Genomic DNA, 19,130 nt, shown 5'->3' with positions numbered 1-19,130 from the left:
CTGTTGACGAGCTGGTTTGGTGAGCGCCGTCATTCCGCCCCTGAGCCTGCCAAAGGGGAGGAACCCTCGCATTTTGCCCGCAGCGCCACCAAAGCCATCCGGAGACCAAGACCCCAGGTCCGCATCTCAGACCTGGGGCTTTGCTAATCCAGCCCACAATCCCGAACCCCCAACGCCACCCCAGCTATCTAACAGAGGCGGCATAAACTAACCCCGATGATGGATCGCCTAAAACCCCTCAACCCCTACCTCAAGCGCTACTGGAAACACCTCGCCTGGGGCGGCGTCGCCGTCATCCTCTACAACGTCGTCAAGGTCCTCGTTCCCATCGTCATCGGCCACGCCGTCGACGACATGCAACACGGCATCACCCAGCAGAAGATCCTCTTCCACGCCCTGCGCCTCCTCCTCGTCGCCGCCACCTCCGCCGTCTTCCTCTACATCACCCGCCAGGTCATCATCGGAGCCTCCCGCGAGATCGAGTACGACCTCCGCAACGACATCTTCGCCAACCTCGAACGCCAGTCGCCCTCCTACTTCCACACCCACCGCACCGGCGACATCATGGCCCGCACCACCAACGACCTCTCCGCGGTCCGCCAGCTCCTCGGCCCGGCCATCATGTACTCCGCCAACACCCTCGTCTTCACCTGCGCCGCGCTGCCCTTCATGTGGCGCATCTCGCCCAAGCTCACCTTCTTCGCCTTCGTGCCGATGCCCTTCGCCTCCGTGCTCGTCCAGTACTTCGGCAACCGCATCCACCGCCGCTTCGAGCGCATCCAGGCCATGTTCTCCGACATCTCCGCCAAGGCCCAGGAGAACTTCTCCGGAGCCCGCCTCATCCGTGCCTTCGCCCAGGAAGAGGCCGAGATCGACTCCTTCGAAGAGGCCAACCGCGAGTACATCCGCCGCTCCCTCCACCTCGTCCGCCTCATGGCCATGCTCTGGCCCTCGCTCGAGTTCATCCTCGGCATCTCGCTCATGATCACGCTCCTCGTCGGAGGCCACGAGGTCGTCCAGCACCAGATCACCGTAGGCCAGTTCACCAGCTTCAACGTCTACATGGTCCAGCTCATCTGGCCCATCATCGCCGTAGGCTGGGTCGTCAACCTCTTCCAGCGAGGAACCGCCTCCGTAGTCCGCATCAACGAACTCCTCAAACAACAACCCGCCATAGCCGACGACCCCACGCTCCTTGCTTGTAAACCAGACCGCAGCGCTCCCTACGTCGACGCCATCCCCACTGCACTGTCACCCTGTGCTATCCACGGCGACATCGAGTTCCGCAACCTCTCCTTCGCCTACCCCAACGGTCCCACTGTCCTCCACGACATCAACCTCACCGTCCCCGCAGGCTCCTCACTCGCGATCGTCGGCCCCACCGGCTCCGGCAAATCCACGCTCGTATCCCTCATCGCCCGCGTGCAAGACGCCGCCCCCAACACCGTCCTCATCGACGGCGCACCCATCCGCTCCTTCCCTCTCTCCGAGCTCCGCTCCTCGATCGGCTTCGTCCCGCAAGAGACCTTCCTCTTCTCCGATACCATCCGCCACAACATCTCCTTCGGCCGCCCCGACGCCACCGACCAGCAGGTCGAAGAGGCCGCCGCCACCGCCCACATCCGTACCGAGATCCTCGACTTCCCCCGCGGCTTCGACACCCTCGTCGGCGAGCGCGGCGTCACCCTCTCCGGAGGCCAGAAGCAGCGCACCGCCATCGCCCGAGCCGTCATCCGCGACCCCCGCATCCTCATCCTCGACGACGCCCTCGCCTCCGTCGACACCTACACCGAAGAGCGCATCCTCGAGGGCTTCGCCCGCGTCATGAACGGCCGCACCACCATCTTCATCTCCCACCGCATCTCCACCGCCCGCAACGCCGACCAGATCGCCGTCCTCGTCCACGGCCGCATCGCCGAACTAGGCACCCACGACGAACTCCTCGCCCGCAACGGCTACTACACCAGCCTCTTCGAAAAGCAGCGCCTCGAAGAAGAGCTCTCCGTCGCTACTTAATCATCACTTCTTTTTTTACGAAGGCGTCATTCCGAGCGGAGCGAGGAACCCCCGCATTTCGCCCGGAGCGCCACTGAATCCACCGGAACCACATTTCAAGTGTCATCCTGAGCGAAGCGGCGTAGCCGCGTAGTCGAAGGATCTACGGTTGTGCCTTGCCAAAGCGCCGGCACTGCCGTGGCCACCACCACCATCACCCCAACGACTCATCAACAGGCTGACGAATGGCGACCAACTTTGGCCAAGTTTGACCGTTGACGCGCCGATTTCCCAACCTTACTGTCGGGCCCATGGCAAACAACGAGTACCTCACCGAGTACGACGGAATCGTCAAGACGATGCAGATGTACCTTGACGGAAGTAAGCAGGGCAGGAGCGAGCTTATGCGTCCAGCCTTCCACCCCGACGCCTCATTCTTCGGCTACGTTGGAGACCAACTCGCGAACGGAACCCAGTTTCTCTTCGACTGGATCGACAAAAACGGTCCCGCTTCTGCGATCGAACCCCGCATCGTCAGCGTCGACATCCTCGAATCCATCGCCGTCGTTCGTCTCGAGGTCGATGGCTGGTCAGGTAAGCTGGCCGGTCGCGGAGTTCATATGTCCGACCTCTTCACGCTTCTCAAAATGCCTACCGGGTGGAAGATTATCCAGAAGGCGTTTCACTGGTCCGCCTGAGATCGCGCACCAGAGCATAGCCTCTGGTATAGTCCTCGACGGAGGTCTCCGATGTTTACACGGAATACTCCACAGAAGATTCTGGAGTCGTGGAAGCAGATCGCAGGCTATCTCGAGAGAAGTGAACGTACCGTGCGCCGTTGGGAGGCATCCGAGGGACTTCCGGTCCATCGACGCGGGCACGAAAAACAGGACACTGTCTTCGCCTACCGGCATGAGATCGACGTCTGGAGTCGCTCACGCACCAAATGTCCCGGCGCGGAACGGATCGATGACGCCGAGAGTCTCCCCCCGGTCAAATCCGCCAATAATGGTTATCTGGTCGAGCACGACGCGATCACCCGGACGATGCACTGCTACATCGCCGGTGCTCGCGCAGGCGATAGCAATCTCATGCATGCCGCCTTTTACCCTTGGGCCACGATCTCCGGATTCTGCCAGGGGGTCGAATACAGCGGTTCCGTCAAACACGTGTTCGATTGGATCACCGAGAACGGACCCGCACCGAACATCGAACCTCGCTTCGCCCGCATTGAGATCATCGAAACGATCGCCGTCGTTCACCTGGAAGTACAACACTGGTCAGGTAAGTTGGCTGGCGCGAACGCCAGGGCCTCCGACGTGTTCACCCTACTCAAACGTAACGGTGAGTGGAAGATCACACACAAGCTCTTCCACTGGCACGACCAATAACCTTATAAAACCTTGTCAAACCCCAAATTCCCGTCAGCCCCAAACTCTCAAAACGTCGCTCGACCAAGGCGCGTATCGCTGAGTGGACAAACCTGCGCTGCGAGCTAAACCGGGGTCCCTGTATCTCTGTCCCAGAGCCACAAACGGTTTCAAGCCCGGCGACGAGAGACATATCCAATACAGATTAGGAGTCGGCGCCGGGTACCGGGTGCCCCACATCTCGATTCTGAGATGTGGGACCATTCGAGCGAAGCTCGAACCGCCTCTGGGTACGCCAAGCCTTCAGGCTTGGCCCTCTATTTCGCCGCGCCGAAAGGCGCATCCGCACTGCCGTAGGCCGGAGTGCAGTCCGAAGGACGAAACGACCCACCGCACGATCAGCGCCGAGCCGCCAATCGAGAGATCACTTTTCCACAGCCAACTCTGTCAAGCCCCAAAGCCACCCATCCCCAACAAAACAAGGTACTTCCAATGTGCCGATTAATTACCGCCACGTCGCTATACTTAAAACAGCGTCAAAGAAAGCCCCGGCAAACCCACCGGGGCTTTCTCGTGAATAGAAGTACCAAACTTAAGTATCTGGAATGAATACTTTGAACCAAAACAGGGGGAGGGGACCCACCAAATGCCGCAGACTATGAAAGCACACACCGAATACCTCACCTTCAAGACTCGCGACCGCTACGAGATGGTCCACATCACCCCGCAGGTCGAGGAGATCGTCCGCAAGAGCGGCATCGACGACGGCCTCTGCTTCGTCTCCCCCATGCACATCACCGCCGCCATCTACGTCAACGACCACGAGGACGGCCTCATCGAAGACATCGGCGTCTGGCTCGAGAAACTCGCCCCCCGCTGGCCTGGCTACCGGCACCATCAGACCGGCGAGGATAACGCCGACGCCCACCTCAAGTCCCTGCTCCTCCACCACGAGACCACCCTGCCCGTCACCGCCGGCCGCCTCGACCTCGGAACCTGGCAGCGCGTCTTCTACGCCGAGTTCGACGGCCAGCGCTCCAAGCGCGTCATCGTGAAGGTCCTCGGGATCGCAAAACAATAACGTCCACCCTGCGGTTCGCCCTCCGGCCCTCCTCGGTCGCATTCGAAGCCAAGGGATGAAACTCCGCATACCCCGCAGCCGCAACGTTCGACGGATGCATCGTGCCCCGCTCCAGCAGCAGCCGAGCAATCGCACTCGACCGAGCCGCCGAAAGCTCCCAGTTCGCCCCGAACTGCGCCGTGTGAATCGGAACATTGTCCGTGTGCCCCTCCACGCGCAACGGAGCGTCCGGCAGCGTCGCCGCCAGCGCCGCAACCGCCTCCACCGCCTCCGGCCTCACCACCGCCGAGCCCGAAGCAAAGATCCAACCTCGTTCAGCGAGACAACCAGACCTTCCGGAGTCATCCGCACCGACAAACTGCCCGCCGGAAGCCTCCCGCCGGCCATCTGAGCCTTCACCAACCTCCCCAGCCGAGCCTCGGTCTCCGCCTCCCGCATCTCCGAAGCCGCCTGCGGAAACGGCAGCGCCAGCGCCGCCGGCTGCAGCACCGCCCCACCACTCCCCGCATCCGCCAGCGAAGGCTCCTTCGAGTGAGCCTCGAAGGTCCCTAGCGGAGTGAACGCCGTCTGCATCACCGCCGCAATCTGAATCTGCTTCTTCTTGTCCGACTGGCTCGAAGCAAACAGCACCACGAAGAACGCAAACAGCAGCGTGATGAAGTCTGCATACGAGACCAGCCACCGCTCGTGGTTCACATGCTCATGCTTCTTCTTGCGGCTCACGCTGCGGCCTCCGCAACGCTCTCGCCGTCCTTTGCGTCCAGCAGGAAGGTCTTCAGCTTCGTCTCCATCATCCTGGGATTCATCCCCTCCAGGATCGAGATCACTCCCTCCAGCATCATCTCCTTCACCATCTGATCCTCGCGATGGCGGATCTTCAGCTTCCCCGCCGCCGGAAGACAGATCAGGTTCGCCAGCGCGACACCGTAGATCGTCGCCACAAACGCCACCGCGATCCCCCGGCCCACCTCGGTAATATTGTCCAGATGCTGCATCACCTGGATCAGCCCCAGCACCGCGCCGATGATCCCGACCGTCGGCGAGTACCCACCCGCAGCTTCAAAAACCTGAGGAATCTTCTCCTCCATCTCGGCCTTGTTATCCAACTCCAACTGCATGATCTTCCGAACCTCGTTCGGCTCCGTGCCGTCGATCGCCAGCATCAGAGCCTGCTTCAGAAACGGGTCGCTCACCGATCCCAGGTCCTGGTCGAGCGACACGATGCCGCTCTTGCGAGCCTTGTTGGCAAACTGCACCAGCTGCTTCAGCACCTCGTCGCCATCCGACCCACCCGAGATAAGATCCGCATCGCCTGCTTCAGCGCAGCCAGAAACGTCTTCAGCGGAAACTGCAGCATCACCGCTCCCATCGTGCCGCCGACCACGATCATCGCCGCCGTAGGCTGCGTAATTTGGCCGATGTTTCCGCCCTCGATCATCATGCCGGCCAGAATGCCGACCACGGCGAGCAGAATGCCTCCAATGCTGGCGATATCCATATAAACTCCTCTTCAGAAGCAAAACTGGTATCGATTAGGTCGCGGCTTCGTCAGCATCCGCTCGCTCCACAACATCCTGAGCGTGGCGCGCAGTCTTCGCGCTCAGCGCTGACGCCGCGTCCGGCCACGCCGCGCGCAGCACCGCCGCGCGATAGTCCAGCGTCCTGCGAGTCACCTCGCTGCGCGGCTCCAGCACCACCAGTTTCTCTCCTGTAATTAAGGTCAGCACCGTATCCGGGGCCGACTCCGCCTGCTTGATCAGATCGCAGTTCAGGCTGAGGCGGCTGCCGTTCAGGCGCGTCAGTTCGATCATGGGAATCGTTCCTCTCAGGCCTCTCATCGGCGGCGCCGCCCATATCGATAGGCCGGCTCGACCACAAGGTAACCAGAGAAAAATTCGCCTGCGCCTCAAGTCGCACGACACCGCGCCGATGAGGTGGGAGAACGCAACGCCTATCGCAAGGTGAACCGGGCCCAACGGCCCGGATCAGCACCCGGGACAGGCAGCGCGGCAACTCAAATCGAGCGTTACAGGAGCCTTTCCCATGTCCTTGGGTGTACTGAATAACATCGCAGCAATCTACGCGCAGACCAATCTGAACCAGACGCAGATGAGCCTGCAGAACACGCTCACGCAGCTCTCATCCGGTTCGCGCATCAACCAGCGGCGCCGACGACGCCGCACGCCTGGCGCTCGCCGACGGCCTCCACGCCAACGTCGCCGCCCTCAGGCAGTCGGCGCAGAACGCGTCTTCCGGCGTCGGCCTGCTGCAGACCGCCGACGGCGCCCTGTCGCAGGTCACCAACCTCCTCAACCGCGCCGTGACACTGGCGACTGAGGCCGCCAACGGCACACTGAACTCCTCGCAGGTCAGCTCGGCCAACCAGGAGTACCAGAACATCCTCACCGAGATCGGCAACATCGGCTCGACCACCAACTTCAACGGCAATAGCGTGTTTTCGGCGACCGCCACGAACGTATTTGTAAGCGATGGCACAGCCTCAGGAGCGACTACATTCAGTGAGACGATCGGCGCTCTGACCACGGCCAGCGTGGGCACGTCATCGGCAGGTGCTGGCGTGGACTTCACTGCGGTCGGTGTTGCGACGCTGTCCTCGGGGATGGCACAGAATGTGCTCACCAGCCTTACCACTGCGATTCAGGATGTCGCCTACCAGCGAGGTACGATCGGCGCCAACATCAACCAGCTCAACGCAGCGTCGAACGTCGCCAGCGCCGAGTCGGTCAACCTGACCTCCGCCGAGAACAACGTACGTGCGACCAACTACGGCCAGGCCACCAGCGACATGGCCAAGTTCAAGGTGCTCAGCCAGACGGGTATCGCAGCGCTCTCGCAGGCCAACCCCGTCCAGCAGGACGTCCTGAAGCTGCTCCAGTAAAACGTGGACAGGAGAGACGGCGGCGAGCGAATGAACATGCTCGTCCGCCGACTTCTCTTCGGTAACGAAGGTTAAGACTGCCTAATCCTCCAACCGAGGATTAGGCAGCGCAGTTGCTCTATCAGCTTCATCGCCCTGCATCGTGGAGGAAGAATGGCAACAGTCGGGATCAACTTCGGTTCGGTCAACAGCGGAAACGGGTTCGACGTAACCTCCACGGTGAATCAGATCCTCGCGATCGAACAGGGCATCGAGACGCCATGGAAGACGCAGCTGACAAACCTGCAGGCGCAGGACACCGCGCTCAGTTCATTCGGCACGCATCTCGCCACGCTCTCTTCCTCGCTTCAGACCCTCACAGACTTCAGCGGGGTCTTCGCCTCGAAGCAGGGCTCAAGCTCCGACACCAACGTCGTCGCGCTGACCTCGGCCAGCAACCTTGCGACCGCTGGCAGCCATACCATCGTCGTCAATCACCTGGCACAGACGTCGTCGCAGTACTCCGACCCGGATCACCAAGGCCAGTGACACGCTCAGCGGCTCACTGACGATCCAGATCGGCTCCGGGCAGAGCCAGACCATCACGATCGACAGCTCCAACAACACATTGCCGCTTCTGGCAGCCTCCATCAACGCCGCTTCGATCGGCGTGGCGGCAAGCGTAGTGACGGACACCACCGGCTCGCGTCTCTCGCTGGTCAGCAAGACCAGCGGCGCCGCGGGACAGATTGCGCTGAGCGGTTCGCTAACCGACGCGACGACCGGCAGCACGATATCGTTCCAACAGGGTCAGCAGGGCCTGGACGCAAGCCTCAACGTCGACGGCCTGGACACGACGAGCGCATCAAACACCGTTACCGGCCTCATCCCCGGCGTAACCTTCCAGATTCTATCGGTATCGCCAAACACGAGCCAACCCGTGCAGGTGCAGATCACCAACGACAACAGCTCCATCGAACAGGCGGTGAGCAACTTCGTCACGGCTTACAACACCGTGATCTCCGACATCAAGACCCAGGAGGGCAAGGACTCCAGCGGCAATCCCGAGCAGCTGTACGGCGACCCCACCGTCGCGTTGATCCAGAACCAGCTCACGCAGGGCCTTCTGTCGGGCGCCGCCAGCGGCTCCATCAAGAGCCTGCAGCAGCTCGGCATCTCGGTAGATCAGTTCGGGAAGCTGAGCCTCGACGCCAGCCAACTCGACACCGCGCTCAATACTAACTTCTCAGACATCGAAGGCTTCCTGCAAAACTCCGACAGCTTCGGCCAAAGCTTCACCAAGACCCTCAACGGCCTGAGCAGCACCTCGACCAAGGGCGTCCTTTTTCTCGCGATGCAGCAGAATACCGCCCAGGAGGCCGCTCTGAACGAAAGCATCAGCGACCAGGATGCCAGAATCGCCGACGACAAAGTGCGCCTGACCAACCAGCTCAACCTCGCCAACCAGATCCTGCAATCGATCCCCGACCAGATCAACCAGATCAACCAACTCTACAGCGCCGTAACCGGCTTCGACACAGGCAACCAGTAAACGAGGCCACGACGGAAACGAGCTATCAGCAGCAGGCGCTGGTCGGTGCGACTGGCATGGAACTCATCGTCGCCCTCTACGACGGCGCAATCCGCTTCCTGTACCGCGCAGCGCAGTGCGTCGAAGAAGGCGACGTGCGCGGGCGCCGCATCGCCGTGCATCGCGCGCTCGATGTGCTGATGTATCTTCAGGCACGCCTGCGTCCCGACCTCGGCGGCAGCACCGCGCAGTCTCTCTCCGACTTCTACGCCACCATGTTCACCATGGCGCTCGAAGCCTCGCACCACGAGTCCGTCGAACAGTTCCACGAGGTCATCGCCTGCATCCGCAACGTCCGCGACGCGTGGGTGATCGCAGCTCGCGATCCCGAAGCCGGCAAAGTTCTGCCGCGTGAGCTGCGCACCCGCGAGGAGCGCTTCGTCACTCCCGCCCCCGCCGCGAACAGCGAGACCCCCACGGCATCGCGTTGGTCCGCATAGCCGACAACGCAGCGACCGCGTTACACTAGGGTTGGATGATGCTTCACCTTTCGGCGTCGTCCAATAGAAACGCCATGAGGCGCACGATCTCCAGCTTCGTCGCGACACTCTGCCTGCTGACGCTCTTCGTTAGCTCCGCAGCATGCCTCGCTTTGCCCCAGGACCCGCCTGCCACCGCCTCACGCCATCCGCACACGTTGAGCGCCGCCGAACACTCCTGCTGCCCTCAGCGCAGCCCCGCTGGCGAACATACCACCACGACCTGCTGCACCATTCACCACCAACCAGTATCCTCAGCTTCCGCCGTGGAGTTAGAGCAACCCGCCATCATCTCTCCCACGACGCTACTCATCTCCATTCAGATCCCTACAGCCATCAATCCCACCGCACCCGCAAAGATCGCCGCGACCCAACCCCCTCCGCTGATCGCCCTGCGCATCTGATCACAACTCTTCCCTGACCCCTGCCTGTTCGCCTGAGCGCACCCGCGCTCGCCGCTGGCATGCCCCTGACTGCACCCTCAGGAGAAGAACTTCCGTGACATCACCCTCTCGCCAACGTCTGCTCGGCCGCGTCATTCTGCTCTGCGGTCTTGCCATATCCGTAAACCGCAGCCACGCGCAGATGGAGCAAGACACCAGCTCAAGGAACATGCCCCAGATGCCCGGAATGATCATGCAGCCCACCAACCTCATCCAGGCGCAACTCAACCACCTCTCCTCCGGCACCAGCGCCGAACCCGCCTCTACGCCGATGTACATGATCATGGGGCACCACAACTCATGGATGTGGATGCTGCACGGCGAGGCCTTCGTCACCGACATCCAGCAGCACGCCGCACAAACACCAGACGGCCGCCGCGGCGGCGACAAGCTCTTCTCCGCCAACTGGATCATGCCCATGGCGATGCGGCGCATCGGCCCCGGCCAGCTCACTCTACGCGCCATGTTCTCCCTCGAGCCCGCGACCATCACCAGCCGTCAATACCCTCTGCTCTTCCAGCAGGGCGAGACCGCCTTCGGCAAGCCCATCGTCGATGGCCAGCATCCGCACGACTTCTTCATGGAGGTCGCCGCGCTCTACGACATCCGCCTCAGCGAGCGCACGCTGCTCAGCTTCTACGCCGCGCCCATCGGCGACCCCGCCATCGGCCCCACCGCGTACCCGCATCGCATGTCGGCCTCCGAGAACCCCGTCGCCGCCCTCGGCCACCACCAGCAGGACTCCACCCACATCGCCTTCAACGTCCTCACCGCCGGCCTCACCTGGCATTGGCTTCGCGTCGAAGGCTCCGGCTTCCACGGCGGCGAGCCCGCCGAAGACCGCTGGCACTTTCAACCCTCCACCAACGGCCTCGCCATCGACAGCTACTCCACGCGCATCACCGTCTCGCCCACGGCCAACTGGAGCGGCCAGTACTCCATCGCGCACATCACCAGCCCCGAGGCGCTCTACCCGCATGAAGACCAGTATCGCCAGACTGCCTCGGTGATGTACAACCGGCCCTTCGGCCCTCGCGACGCCAACGGCCTCACCACCGGAAACTGGTCGAGCACACTCATCTGGGGCCGCACCCGCTCCCTCGCCGACAACCACACCATGAACAGCTACCTCGCCGAGTCGCTCGTCAAGTTCGGCCGCAAGAACTACCTCTGGACGCGCATCGAGAACGCAGCGCGCTCCAGCGAGCTTCTCCTCACCCCCGGAACCGCTCTGCCGCCGAACTTCGAGGAGTCTCCCATCGGCCACGTGCAGGCCTACACCTTCGGCTACGACCGTGACCTCCGCCTCGCAGCTCACCTCACCGTCGCCCCCGGCGCGCAGTTCACCACCTACACCACCCCCGACGCTCTGCACACCATCTACGGCCATCACCCCTGGGGAGTTGCCGCCTTCGTCCGCCTACGCATCGCACCATGAGAACAGCACAAGGTAACTCCCTTCCGACAAAAGAGTGTCATCCTGGGCGGAATCTCGCAGCCTTATCGCGAGAGGCGCAGTCGAAGGACCTGCGGTTGCCCTTCACCGTCAGCCGTTACGAATCTCTTCCATGCCACAATGAACTTCCCATGAACCTCTACGTCGCCACCACCAACCAGGGCAAGCTGCGCGACTTCGCCGCTGCCGCCGGCGCGAACTCCGGCATCACCATCGAACCCCTCCCCGGCCTCGCCGCCATGCCCGCGCCCGCCGAGGACGAGCCGACCTTCGCCAGCAACGCCCGCCTCAAGGCCCTCGCCTACTCTCGCCTCGCACCCGGACTCCTCGTCGTCGCCGACGACTCCGGTCTCGAGGTCGATGCACTCTCGGGCGCGCCGGGCGTCCGCTCCGCACGCTACGCCGACGACTCTGGCTTTGCGACCGACACCGATCTTCCCGTCGACGAGAAAAACAATCTCTGCCTCCTCGCCGCCCTCGAAGCCATTCCCAAAACGTCTCCCGACGCCGGGCGGCAGGCGCGCTATCACTGCGTCCTCGCCACCGCCCGCGACGGTGTCGTCGTCGCGACAGGAGACGGAACCGTCGAAGGAACGATCCTCCACAAGCCTCAAGGAACCGGAGGCTTCGGGTACGATCCGCTCTTCTACCTTCCCGAATTTGGCCAAACCATGGCTGAACTCGACCTCGAGACCAAGCTCACCCTCAGCCATCGCGGCCGCGCCTTCCGAGCCCTGATCAAAGCGCTGGGCTGACTCTCAAACCATCGGAAAGGGCCGGCGTCCAAATAATCGCACAAGCGTATCGGTAACCGCACAGACCATGCCTGATTTTCTTGACGTTGCCATTGGCAGGCGGAATAATCAGGCTGCTGCAGAAAACAGGCAGCACTCCCAACGACCTCAAAGGAGTTTTCATGGCCGCCGCCGCCCCGCCCGCCCCACCCGCAACTCCGCCTCTGCGTGGAGTGCAACCGCTTCGCGCCGGCGAGGGACACTCCTTCTTCTGGCGCAAGCTGCACTCGCTCACCGGCATCGTCCCCATCGGCGCCTTCCTCATCGAGCACATCGTCTCCAACTACGAGACCGTCAACGGCCCCCTCGCCTACGCCCAGCAGGTCAAGTTCCTCAACGCCCTTCCCCTCGTTCGCGTCCTCGAGTGGGGACTGATCTTCATCCCGCTCGCCTACCACGCCTTCTACGGCGTCTTCATCGCCGTCCGCGGACGCTCGAACGTCAACGTCTACCCATGGGCCGGCAACTGGATGTACCTCTCCCAGCGCATCACCGGCATCATCGCGCTCCTCTACATCGGCTACCACGTCTGGAGCCAGCGCTTCCACGGCATCTCGCTGCCCGAACACCCCGGAGCAGCCTTCCACAAGGTTCAGGTCGAACTCGCCAACCCGTGGATCCTCGCGGCATACGTCATCGCCATGATCGCCACCACCTGGCACTTCGCCTACGGCATCTGGCTCTTCGCCGCCAAGTGGGGCATCACCCCTGGCGACAAGGCCCGCAAGAACTTCGGCTACATCTGCGGCCTCGGCGGCGCTGCGCTCTGCCTCATGGGCCTCATCAGCATCTGGGCTGTCGTCAGCGCACCACCCGCCCCCGAAGACGTCATGCCCGAGCAGCCTGCGGGAGTGACCCTACCAGCACCCACCGTGCCGCCGCCGAATTCAACAAATCCATCCCAGCCGGGAGAGCTGCGATGAGCGCCGTTACTTGGATCACCTTGACCACTGGGCTGGCGATGCTGGTGGTCGCGAAGTTATCGGTCGTCAGGATGGCTCAGGAGATCAATCGCAGACGAGAGCCTCGGGAATGGATCTCGTTGGCGTGGTAGCCGAATTATAAGGACCGGCAAGTAATGAAGACTTATCACTCGGTATTGCCTCAAGGTCGCTTAAACGTTGCTTATATCTCGTGTATGGCAGGCGGGATAGTCGTGTTGCTTCTCGCGGTGATTTTTGCATCTCACGCCCCAATCTAGGCCGACAAGATTAAGAGGAAGAACTAAATGGCAGCAACACCCAGAATCATAGTCGTAGGCGGAGGCCTCGCAGGCCTGGCCGCCGTCATCAAGATCGCCGAGGCTGGCGGCAAGGTTGACCTCTTCTCCATCGTCCCCGTCAAGCGCTCGCACTCCGTCTGCGCCCAGGGAGGCATCAACGCCGCCAAGAACCTCAAGGGCGAGGGCGACGACGTCTTCAAGCACTTCGACGACACCATCTACGGTGGCGATTTCCTCGCCAACCAAACGCCCGTCAAGCAGATGACCGCGCAGGGCCCCGCCATCATCGACCTGCTCGACCGCATGGGCGTGCCCTTCAACCGCACCCCCGAGGGCCTGCTCGACTTCCGCCGTTTCGGAGGCACGCTCTACCACCGCACTGCCTTCGCCGGAGCCACCACCGGCCAGCAGCTCCTCTACGCGCTCGACGAGCAGGTCCGCCGCTACGAGTCCGAGGGCAAGGTCACCAAGTACGAGGGCTGGGAGTTCCTCTCCGCCGTGCTCGACGCAAACGGTGTCTGCCGCGGCATCTGCGCCATGGACCTCCGCACCATGGAGCTCCGCACCTTCCCCGCCGACGCCATCATCATCTGCACCGGCGGCAACGGAGCCATCTTCGGCAAATCCACCAACTCCGTCGTCTGCACCGGCTCCGCCCAATCCGCCCTCTACCAGCAGGGCGCCTACTACGCCAACGGCGAGTTCATCCAGGTCCACCCCACCGCCATCCCCGGCGAAGACAAGCTCCGCCTCATGTCCGAGTCAGCCCGCGGCGAAGGCGGCCGCGTCTGGGTCCCCAAGGACAAGAACGACAAGCGCGCCTCTGAGTCCATTCCTGAAGGCGACCGCTGGTACTTCCTCGAGGAGTGGTACCCCAAGTACGGCAACCTCGTCCCCCGCGACGTCGCCACCCGCGCCATCTTCAAGGTCGTCTACGAGCACAACATGGGCATCGACGGCCAGCCGCAGGTCTACCTCGACGTCTCGCATCTCCCGCCCGAGCGCCTGCATAAGCTCGAGGGCATCCTCGAGATCTACGAGAAGTTCGTCGGAGACGACCCCCGCAAAGTCCCCATGAAGATCTTCCCCGGCATGCACTACACCATGGGCGGCCTCTGGGTCGACTTCAATCAGCAGACCAACATCCCCGGCGTCTTCGCCGCCGGCGAGGCCGACTACTCTATCCACGGCGCCAACCGCCTCGGAGCCAACTCGCTGCTCTCCTGCATCTACGGCGGCTTCGTCGCCGGCCCGCAGGCCATCCAGTACGCCAAGTCCCTACCCGAGCAGGCTGGCGACGGCGGCCACGCAGCCGAACTCCAGCGTCAGAAGGAGTCCAACAACATCCTCCTCAACAACCCCGGCACCGAAAACCCCTTCAAGCTCTGGCGCGAGCTCGGCGACACCATGACCAAGCACGCCACCATCATCCGCTACAACAAAGGTCTCGAAGAGGCCGACGCCAAGATCGTCGAGCTGCAGCACCGCTACCGCAACATCAACCTCTCCGACAAGAGCCAGTGGGCCAACACCAGCTTCGCCTTCGCCCGCCAGCTCTACAACATGCTTGAGCTAGCCCGCGTCATCGTCCAGGGTGCGCACCTCCGCGACGAATCTCGCGGAGCCCACTACAAGCCCGACTTCCCCGACCGCAACGACGAGAAGTTCCTCAAGACCACGAAGGCCAGCTTCTGCAACGACGCGCCGCACTTCGAGTTCGAAGAGGTCGACATCCAGTACATCAAGCCGCGGCCGCGCCGTTACGACGCAACCGCATAACCCAGGCGAAGGTAGACGTCCCTGTATCTCTGTCAAGCTCGCGAAACACCAAAAAATCCGATGCAGCGAAATACTCCCACAACTCGCTTTTGCCATCTAACCAGCCATGACAGAGCTGCAGTCGACTATCTTCGTCTTCGGCGTGCTGCCCCTGATCTTCATTGCCATCTGGAGCTTCGTCTTGATCCACAACCGACGGATCAAAGCCAGAATGAAGAAGATCGAGGGTCCCAGCGGTCACCTCGAGAGCATGGAAGCCGGTATCGCCGCTGCCATGCAAGACCGGCCCCGGAAGGCCGCTCGGTAGCACGCGCCCAACCCGTCACCTCCACGGCGACGCGGGGGACGCCTGCACATCTTCAAAACCCGCTCTTCCAGCGGACGTGTTCCTCATGAAGCGAGAGAACAACTTCGACATCATGCGTCTGCTGCTCGCCGCCGTGGTCATCTTCTTCCACGTCGGCTACATCAGCGGCGCCCCCATCTTCGCGCCGCTCCCCCGCTACTTCAGCGGCCATCTCGCCGTCGAAGGCTTCTTCGCCATCTCCGGCTTCCTCATCTTCGCCAGCTGGGAGCGCTCCTCCTCCCTGCGCGACTACTGGATCAAGCGCGCCGCTCGCATCCTTCCCGGCTACTGGCTCGCCACCGCCTTCTGCCTCGCCATCGCCTTCTTCAGCGGCAGCTTCCACGTCGGCCGCTTCCTCTTCGCCAACCTCACCTTCCTCAACTTCCTCGGCGGCTCCATCCCCGGCGTCTTCGCCAATAACCCCGAGCACGGAATAAACGGCGCCCTCTGGACCATCAAGATCGAGGTGATGTTCTACATCGCCGTCCCCATCATCGTCTGGCTCTGCCGCCGCCTCCATCGCGACGCCGTCCTCTGGACCCTTTTCGTGCTCTCCATCGTCTACCGCGTCCTCATGGCCGACCACAACTCACTCGCCCTCCAACTCCCCGGCCAGCTTTCGTTCTTCATGATTGGCGCGCTCATCCATTACCACCTCCGCTGGTTCGAGGCCAACGGCAAGTGGATCAGCGCCGTCGCCGCGCTGCTCTACATCGCGCACGTCGCCACCGGCTGGTTCGTCTTCCGCCCAGCAGGAGTCGCCACCCTCACCCTCAGCGCCTGCCTTCTGCTGCCCACGGTCAAAGGCCCCACGCGCTGGGGAGACTTCTCCTACGGAACCTACGTCCTGCACTGGCCCATCATTCAGCTCGTCGTCGCCGCAGGGCTCTACCGCGCGCATCCCTGGCTCGCTCTCGCACTCACGCTCGCAGCCATCGCCATCGGCGCCGCCCTCTCCTGGTTCTTCGTTGAAAAGCCATCGCTCGCGCTCGCCCACTCGCGGCGCATCAAGACCCCATATCCTGCCGTAACGCCAAGCTAAGGAACAGACCATGCCACCCAGCACCATCAAAGTCGAGATCAAGCGCCAGGCCACCCCCGATGCCGCCCCCGTCACCGAGAAGTTCGAGATCCCCTATCGCCCGGGCATGAACATCACCTCGCTGCTCGGCGAGATCGCGCTCAACCCCGTCGACGTCGCAGGCCACCCCACCACGCCCATCACCTACGACTCCAACTGCCTCGAGGAGATCTGCGGCTCCTGCGCCATGCTCATCAACGGCAAGGCCCGCATGGCCTGCTCCGCCCTCGTCGACAAGCTGATGGGTTCTGACATGGCCCAGCCCATCACGCTCGCGCCGCTCACCAAGTTCCCCGTCGTCCGCGACCTCGCCGTCGACCGCTCCGTCCTCTTCGAGAACCTCAAGAAGGTCAAGGCCTGGGTCCCCATCGATGGCACGTACGATCTGGGTGCTGGCCCACGCCAGCACCCACATATACAAGAACAGCGCTACCCGCTCTCCAGCTGCATCAGCTGCTGCTGCTGCATGGAGGTCTGCCCCCAGTTCAACGTCTCCACCAACTTCGTCGGAGCCGCAACCATCGCCCAGGCCAAGCTCTTCAACATGGACCCCTCAGGCGCCGTCCTCGCCGAAGAGCGCCTCCGCGCCCTCGCCGGCGACGGCGGAATCCAGGAGTGCGGCTTCGCCCAGAACTGCGTCGTAGCCTGCCCCAAAGAACTCCCCCTCACCGAGGCCATCAGCGACATGGGCCGCGACGCCTTCGTCCAGCAAGTCAAAGACTTCTTCACGAGATAATAAGTCGCGAGAGGCTCCTCCCAAAGGCAATACGGGATGCAAAATCTTGTGGACCGCTCGCCGAGTTCGTTCCTTTTTCAACCTCGAGCGCCCAATCGTAAGTTAACACTAGGAGAAGCTAATGATCACCCTCGCCGATGCCCGGCGCATCATCGCCGCCGCCGAAAAGAAAGCCGAAGAACTCGGCCAACCCATGAACGTAGCCGTAGTCGACGAAGGTGGCAACCTCATCGCCTTCGAGCGCATGGCCAACGCCTGGCTCGGTTCTATCGACATCGCCCAGAAGAAAGCCTGGACCTCCCGAGCCTTCGACATCACAACCAGGGACCTCGGTGCAAACTCGCAGTCGGGCGACCAGTTTTTTGGAATCAACGCTTCCAACGACGGCAAAGTTATGATCTTCGCCGGCGGCATCCCCATTAAGAAGGACGGCAAAGTGGTCGGCGCTATTGGTGTCAGCGGAGGCTCCGGCGTGCAAGATCACGCAGTAGCCGAAGCGGGCGCAGCAGCCCTCTAAATCCATAAAAAATATTTATCATCCATAAAAAATATTTATCCAAGGGAGCGCAATGCGCTCCCTTTCCTCTGCACCGTATCCTTGGTAGCCCGAATCCAATCACCAGAGGTAGTAAAGGATGGCAGAAAATAGCGGTGTCGTTTTCCTGGGTCAGAACCACGTCGAAGTTCAATCCATTGATTTCCCCAAATTACAGAATCCAGCCGGTAAGAAGATCAACCACGGTGTGATCTTGAAGGTTGTCTCCACCAACATCTGCGGCTCGGACCAGCACATGGTTCGCGGTCGCACCACAGCGCCCACAGGCATGGTCCTGGGACATGAGATCACCGGCGAGATCATCGAAACAGGTTCCGATGTCGAATTCCTGCAAGTTGGCGACCTTGTCACCGTGCCCTTCAATGTAGCCTGCGGCCGGTGCCGCACTTGCCGCGAGCAGCAGACAGGCGTCTGTCTCAACGTCAATCTCGGTCGCGCCGGAGGAGCCTACGGCTACGTCGATATGGGCGGCTGGATTGGCGGTCAGTCCGAGTACGTCATGGTCCCCTACGCAGACTTCAACCTCATCAAATTTCCCGATAAGGCCCAGGCCATGTCGAAGATCAAGGACCTCACCATGCTCTCCGACATCCTCCCTACCGGCTTTCACGGAGCCGTCATGGCCGGTGTAGGCGTAGGCTCCATCGTCTACGTCGCAGGTGCAGGCCCCGTAGGACTCGCAGCCGCCGCCTCCGCCCAGATTCTCGGTGCAGCCCTTGTCATGATCGGAGACATGAACCCTTATCGCCTCAAGCATGCCGCGAGCGTCGGCTTCACTCCAATCGATCTCACCAAATCTGACAATCTCGGAGACCTCATAGCCTCCGTAGTCGGCAAGCCGGAAGTTGATGCCGCTGTAGACGCAGTCGGCTTCGAAGCCAGGGCACAAGGCAAGGACGGTGCCGAAGCCCCTGCAACCGTACTCAACTCGCTCATGTCCATCGTCCGTGCCGCTGGTGGTATCGGTATCCCCGGCCTATACGTCACCAACGACCCCGGCTCCCACGACGAAGCCGCGAAGCTAGGCAATCTCAAGATGCGCTTCGGCCTCGGCTGGGCAAAATCGCACCGCTTCTACACCGGACAGACTCCCGTGCTGAAGTACAACCACCAGCTTATGCAAGCGATCCTGCACGACCGCCTGCCCATAGCAAAGATCGTCAACGCGAGCGTGATCTCGCTCACGGACGCAGCTCAAGGCTACAAGGCCTTCGACTCCGGCGTAGCGAAGAAGTTCGTCCTCGATCCACACGGCCTCCTCGCCAGGTCCGCATAACGCTTACCTCCGATGATCGCAGGTGAAGATCTGCCACCTCAGGCGCC

Annotated in this window: 24 protein-coding genes; 19 read left to right on the top strand and 5 right to left on the bottom strand. The window is 62.1% G+C overall.

Going from position 1 to position 19,130, the window contains the following annotated elements:
- Positions 1 to 216 precede the first annotated feature (216 nt).
- The 4 genes from Q363_RS07735 to Q363_RS07720 all read left to right on the top strand — a co-directional run bounded on the left by Q363_RS07735 (position 217) and on the right by Q363_RS07720 (position 4,446).
- A complete protein-coding gene (locus tag Q363_RS07735) occupies positions 217 to 2,016 on the top strand; it encodes an ABC transporter ATP-binding protein (protein ID WP_035349122.1) in 1,800 nt (599 codons plus the stop codon).
- Positions 2,017 to 2,306: 290 nt separating this feature from the next.
- Positions 2,307 to 2,693, top strand: a complete 387-nt coding sequence (locus Q363_RS07730) for a nuclear transport factor 2 family protein (RefSeq protein ID WP_035349180.1) — start codon at positions 2,307 to 2,309, stop codon at positions 2,691 to 2,693.
- Positions 2,694 to 2,744: 51 nt separating this feature from the next.
- Entirely contained in the window at positions 2,745 to 3,386 is a 642-nt protein-coding gene (locus Q363_RS07725; RefSeq protein ID WP_084080133.1) for a nuclear transport factor 2 family protein, read from the top strand.
- A 625-nt stretch (positions 3,387 to 4,011) separates the two neighbouring features.
- Positions 4,012 to 4,446 (top strand): secondary thiamine-phosphate synthase enzyme YjbQ, encoded by a 435-nt coding sequence (locus tag Q363_RS07720; protein ID WP_245632094.1) that lies wholly within the window; start codon positions 4,012 to 4,014, stop codon positions 4,444 to 4,446.
- On the opposite strand, the gene Q363_RS43820 is transcribed toward Q363_RS07720, so the two are convergent.
- Genes Q363_RS43820 through Q363_RS35850 form a run of 5 tightly spaced genes read right to left on the bottom strand, consistent with a single transcriptional unit; the run spans position 4,412 to position 6,284 of the window.
- Positions 4,412 to 4,729: an OmpA/MotB family protein gene (locus Q363_RS43820; protein WP_245632093.1), complete on the bottom strand. Its 318-nt coding sequence runs from the start codon at positions 4,727 to 4,729 to the stop codon at positions 4,412 to 4,414. The two genes, Q363_RS07720 and Q363_RS43820, sit on opposite strands and share 35 nt — an antisense overlap.
- Complete coding sequence (locus Q363_RS43815; RefSeq protein ID WP_245632092.1) at positions 4,723 to 5,169, bottom strand: flagellar motor protein MotB; 447 nt, start codon at positions 5,167 to 5,169, stop codon at positions 4,723 to 4,725. Before Q363_RS43815 ends, Q363_RS43820 begins: the two co-directional genes overlap by 7 nt.
- On the bottom strand, positions 5,166 to 5,717 hold the full coding sequence (locus tag Q363_RS07710) for a motility protein A (protein WP_245632091.1): 552 nt from the start codon (positions 5,715 to 5,717) through the stop codon (positions 5,166 to 5,168). The genes Q363_RS43815 and Q363_RS07710 overlap by 4 nt, the downstream gene beginning before the upstream one ends.
- Positions 5,711 to 5,944 carry a motility-associated protein gene (locus Q363_RS43810; protein ID WP_245632090.1) on the bottom strand — a complete coding sequence of 78 codons (234 nt, stop codon included), beginning with the start codon at positions 5,942 to 5,944 and terminating at the stop codon, positions 5,711 to 5,713. Before Q363_RS43810 ends, Q363_RS07710 begins: the two co-directional genes overlap by 7 nt.
- 34 nt (positions 5,945 to 5,978) lie before the next feature.
- On the bottom strand, positions 5,979 to 6,284 hold the full coding sequence (locus Q363_RS35850) for a flagellar FlbD family protein (RefSeq protein ID WP_245632089.1): 306 nt from the start codon (positions 6,282 to 6,284) through the stop codon (positions 5,979 to 5,981).
- Positions 6,285 to 6,631: 347 nt separating this feature from the next.
- Between Q363_RS35850 and Q363_RS07700 the strand changes: the two genes are divergently transcribed.
- The 15 genes from Q363_RS07700 (at position 6,632) to fdhA (ending at position 19,083) form a co-directional block, all read left to right on the top strand.
- Positions 6,632 to 7,345, top strand: coding sequence for a flagellin (locus tag Q363_RS07700; RefSeq protein ID WP_245632098.1), 714 nt, complete (start codon positions 6,632 to 6,634; stop codon positions 7,343 to 7,345).
- 153 nt (positions 7,346 to 7,498) lie between these two features.
- Positions 7,499 to 7,873: a flagellar cap protein FliD N-terminal domain-containing protein gene (locus tag Q363_RS43805; RefSeq protein WP_245632088.1), complete on the top strand. Its 375-nt coding sequence runs from the start codon at positions 7,499 to 7,501 to the stop codon at positions 7,871 to 7,873.
- Positions 7,785 to 8,876 (top strand): flagellar filament capping protein FliD, encoded by a 1,092-nt coding sequence (gene fliD / locus Q363_RS07695; RefSeq protein ID WP_245632087.1) that lies wholly within the window; start codon positions 7,785 to 7,787, stop codon positions 8,874 to 8,876. Before Q363_RS43805 ends, fliD begins: the two co-directional genes overlap by 89 nt.
- Positions 8,801 to 9,355, top strand: coding sequence for a flagellar export chaperone FliS (gene fliS, locus Q363_RS07690; RefSeq protein WP_084080132.1), 555 nt, complete (start codon positions 8,801 to 8,803; stop codon positions 9,353 to 9,355). Before fliD ends, fliS begins: the two co-directional genes overlap by 76 nt.
- A gap of 74 nt (positions 9,356 to 9,429) precedes the next feature.
- The gene (locus Q363_RS07685) at positions 9,430 to 9,798 is read left to right on the top strand and encodes a hypothetical protein (RefSeq protein ID WP_035349120.1); all 369 of its coding nucleotides are present in this window, start codon (positions 9,430 to 9,432) and stop codon (positions 9,796 to 9,798) included.
- A 94-nt stretch (positions 9,799 to 9,892) separates the two neighbouring features.
- The gene (locus Q363_RS07680; protein WP_245632086.1) at positions 9,893 to 11,275 is read left to right on the top strand and encodes a hypothetical protein; all 1,383 of its coding nucleotides are present in this window, start codon (positions 9,893 to 9,895) and stop codon (positions 11,273 to 11,275) included.
- The gene (locus tag Q363_RS07675) at positions 11,272 to 12,048 is read left to right on the top strand and encodes a non-canonical purine NTP pyrophosphatase (protein ID WP_342667396.1); all 777 of its coding nucleotides are present in this window, start codon (positions 11,272 to 11,274) and stop codon (positions 12,046 to 12,048) included. Before Q363_RS07680 ends, Q363_RS07675 begins: the two co-directional genes overlap by 4 nt.
- Positions 12,049 to 12,209: 161 nt before the next feature.
- Entirely contained in the window at positions 12,210 to 13,010 is an 801-nt protein-coding gene (locus Q363_RS07670; protein WP_051978521.1) for a succinate dehydrogenase/fumarate reductase transmembrane subunit, read from the top strand.
- Positions 13,007 to 13,141 (top strand): hypothetical protein, encoded by a 135-nt coding sequence (locus Q363_RS45355; RefSeq protein ID WP_281175974.1) that lies wholly within the window; start codon positions 13,007 to 13,009, stop codon positions 13,139 to 13,141. Before Q363_RS07670 ends, Q363_RS45355 begins: the two co-directional genes overlap by 4 nt.
- A gap of 174 nt (positions 13,142 to 13,315) precedes the next feature.
- Positions 13,316 to 15,088 (top strand): succinate dehydrogenase flavoprotein subunit, encoded by a 1,773-nt coding sequence (gene sdhA / locus Q363_RS07665; protein ID WP_035349117.1) that lies wholly within the window; start codon positions 13,316 to 13,318, stop codon positions 15,086 to 15,088.
- Positions 15,089 to 15,194: 106 nt separating this feature from the next.
- Complete coding sequence (locus Q363_RS07660; RefSeq protein ID WP_035349115.1) at positions 15,195 to 15,395, top strand: hypothetical protein; 201 nt, start codon at positions 15,195 to 15,197, stop codon at positions 15,393 to 15,395.
- Positions 15,396 to 15,480: 85 nt separating this feature from the next.
- On the top strand, positions 15,481 to 16,476 hold the full coding sequence (locus tag Q363_RS07655; protein ID WP_035349113.1) for an acyltransferase family protein: 996 nt from the start codon (positions 15,481 to 15,483) through the stop codon (positions 16,474 to 16,476).
- 10 nt (positions 16,477 to 16,486) lie between these two features.
- Positions 16,487 to 17,251: a succinate dehydrogenase iron-sulfur subunit gene (sdhB, locus tag Q363_RS07650; protein ID WP_035349111.1), complete on the top strand. Its 765-nt coding sequence runs from the start codon at positions 16,487 to 16,489 to the stop codon at positions 17,249 to 17,251.
- A gap of 121 nt (positions 17,252 to 17,372) precedes the next feature.
- Positions 17,373 to 17,768: a GlcG/HbpS family heme-binding protein gene (locus Q363_RS07645; protein WP_035349110.1), complete on the top strand. Its 396-nt coding sequence runs from the start codon at positions 17,373 to 17,375 to the stop codon at positions 17,766 to 17,768.
- 118 nt (positions 17,769 to 17,886) lie between these two features.
- Positions 17,887 to 19,083, top strand: coding sequence for a formaldehyde dehydrogenase, glutathione-independent (fdhA, locus tag Q363_RS07640; RefSeq protein ID WP_035349108.1), 1,197 nt, complete (start codon positions 17,887 to 17,889; stop codon positions 19,081 to 19,083).
- Positions 19,084 to 19,130 lie beyond the last annotated feature (47 nt).

It is taken from the genome of Edaphobacter aggregans DSM 19364 (assembly GCF_000745965.1).
Taxonomy (GTDB): Bacteria; Acidobacteriota; Terriglobia; order Terriglobales; family Acidobacteriaceae; genus Edaphobacter; species Edaphobacter aggregans.
The sequence above is the reverse complement of the archived record's forward strand: the minus strand, read 5'-3'. Positions and strand labels throughout refer to the sequence as shown.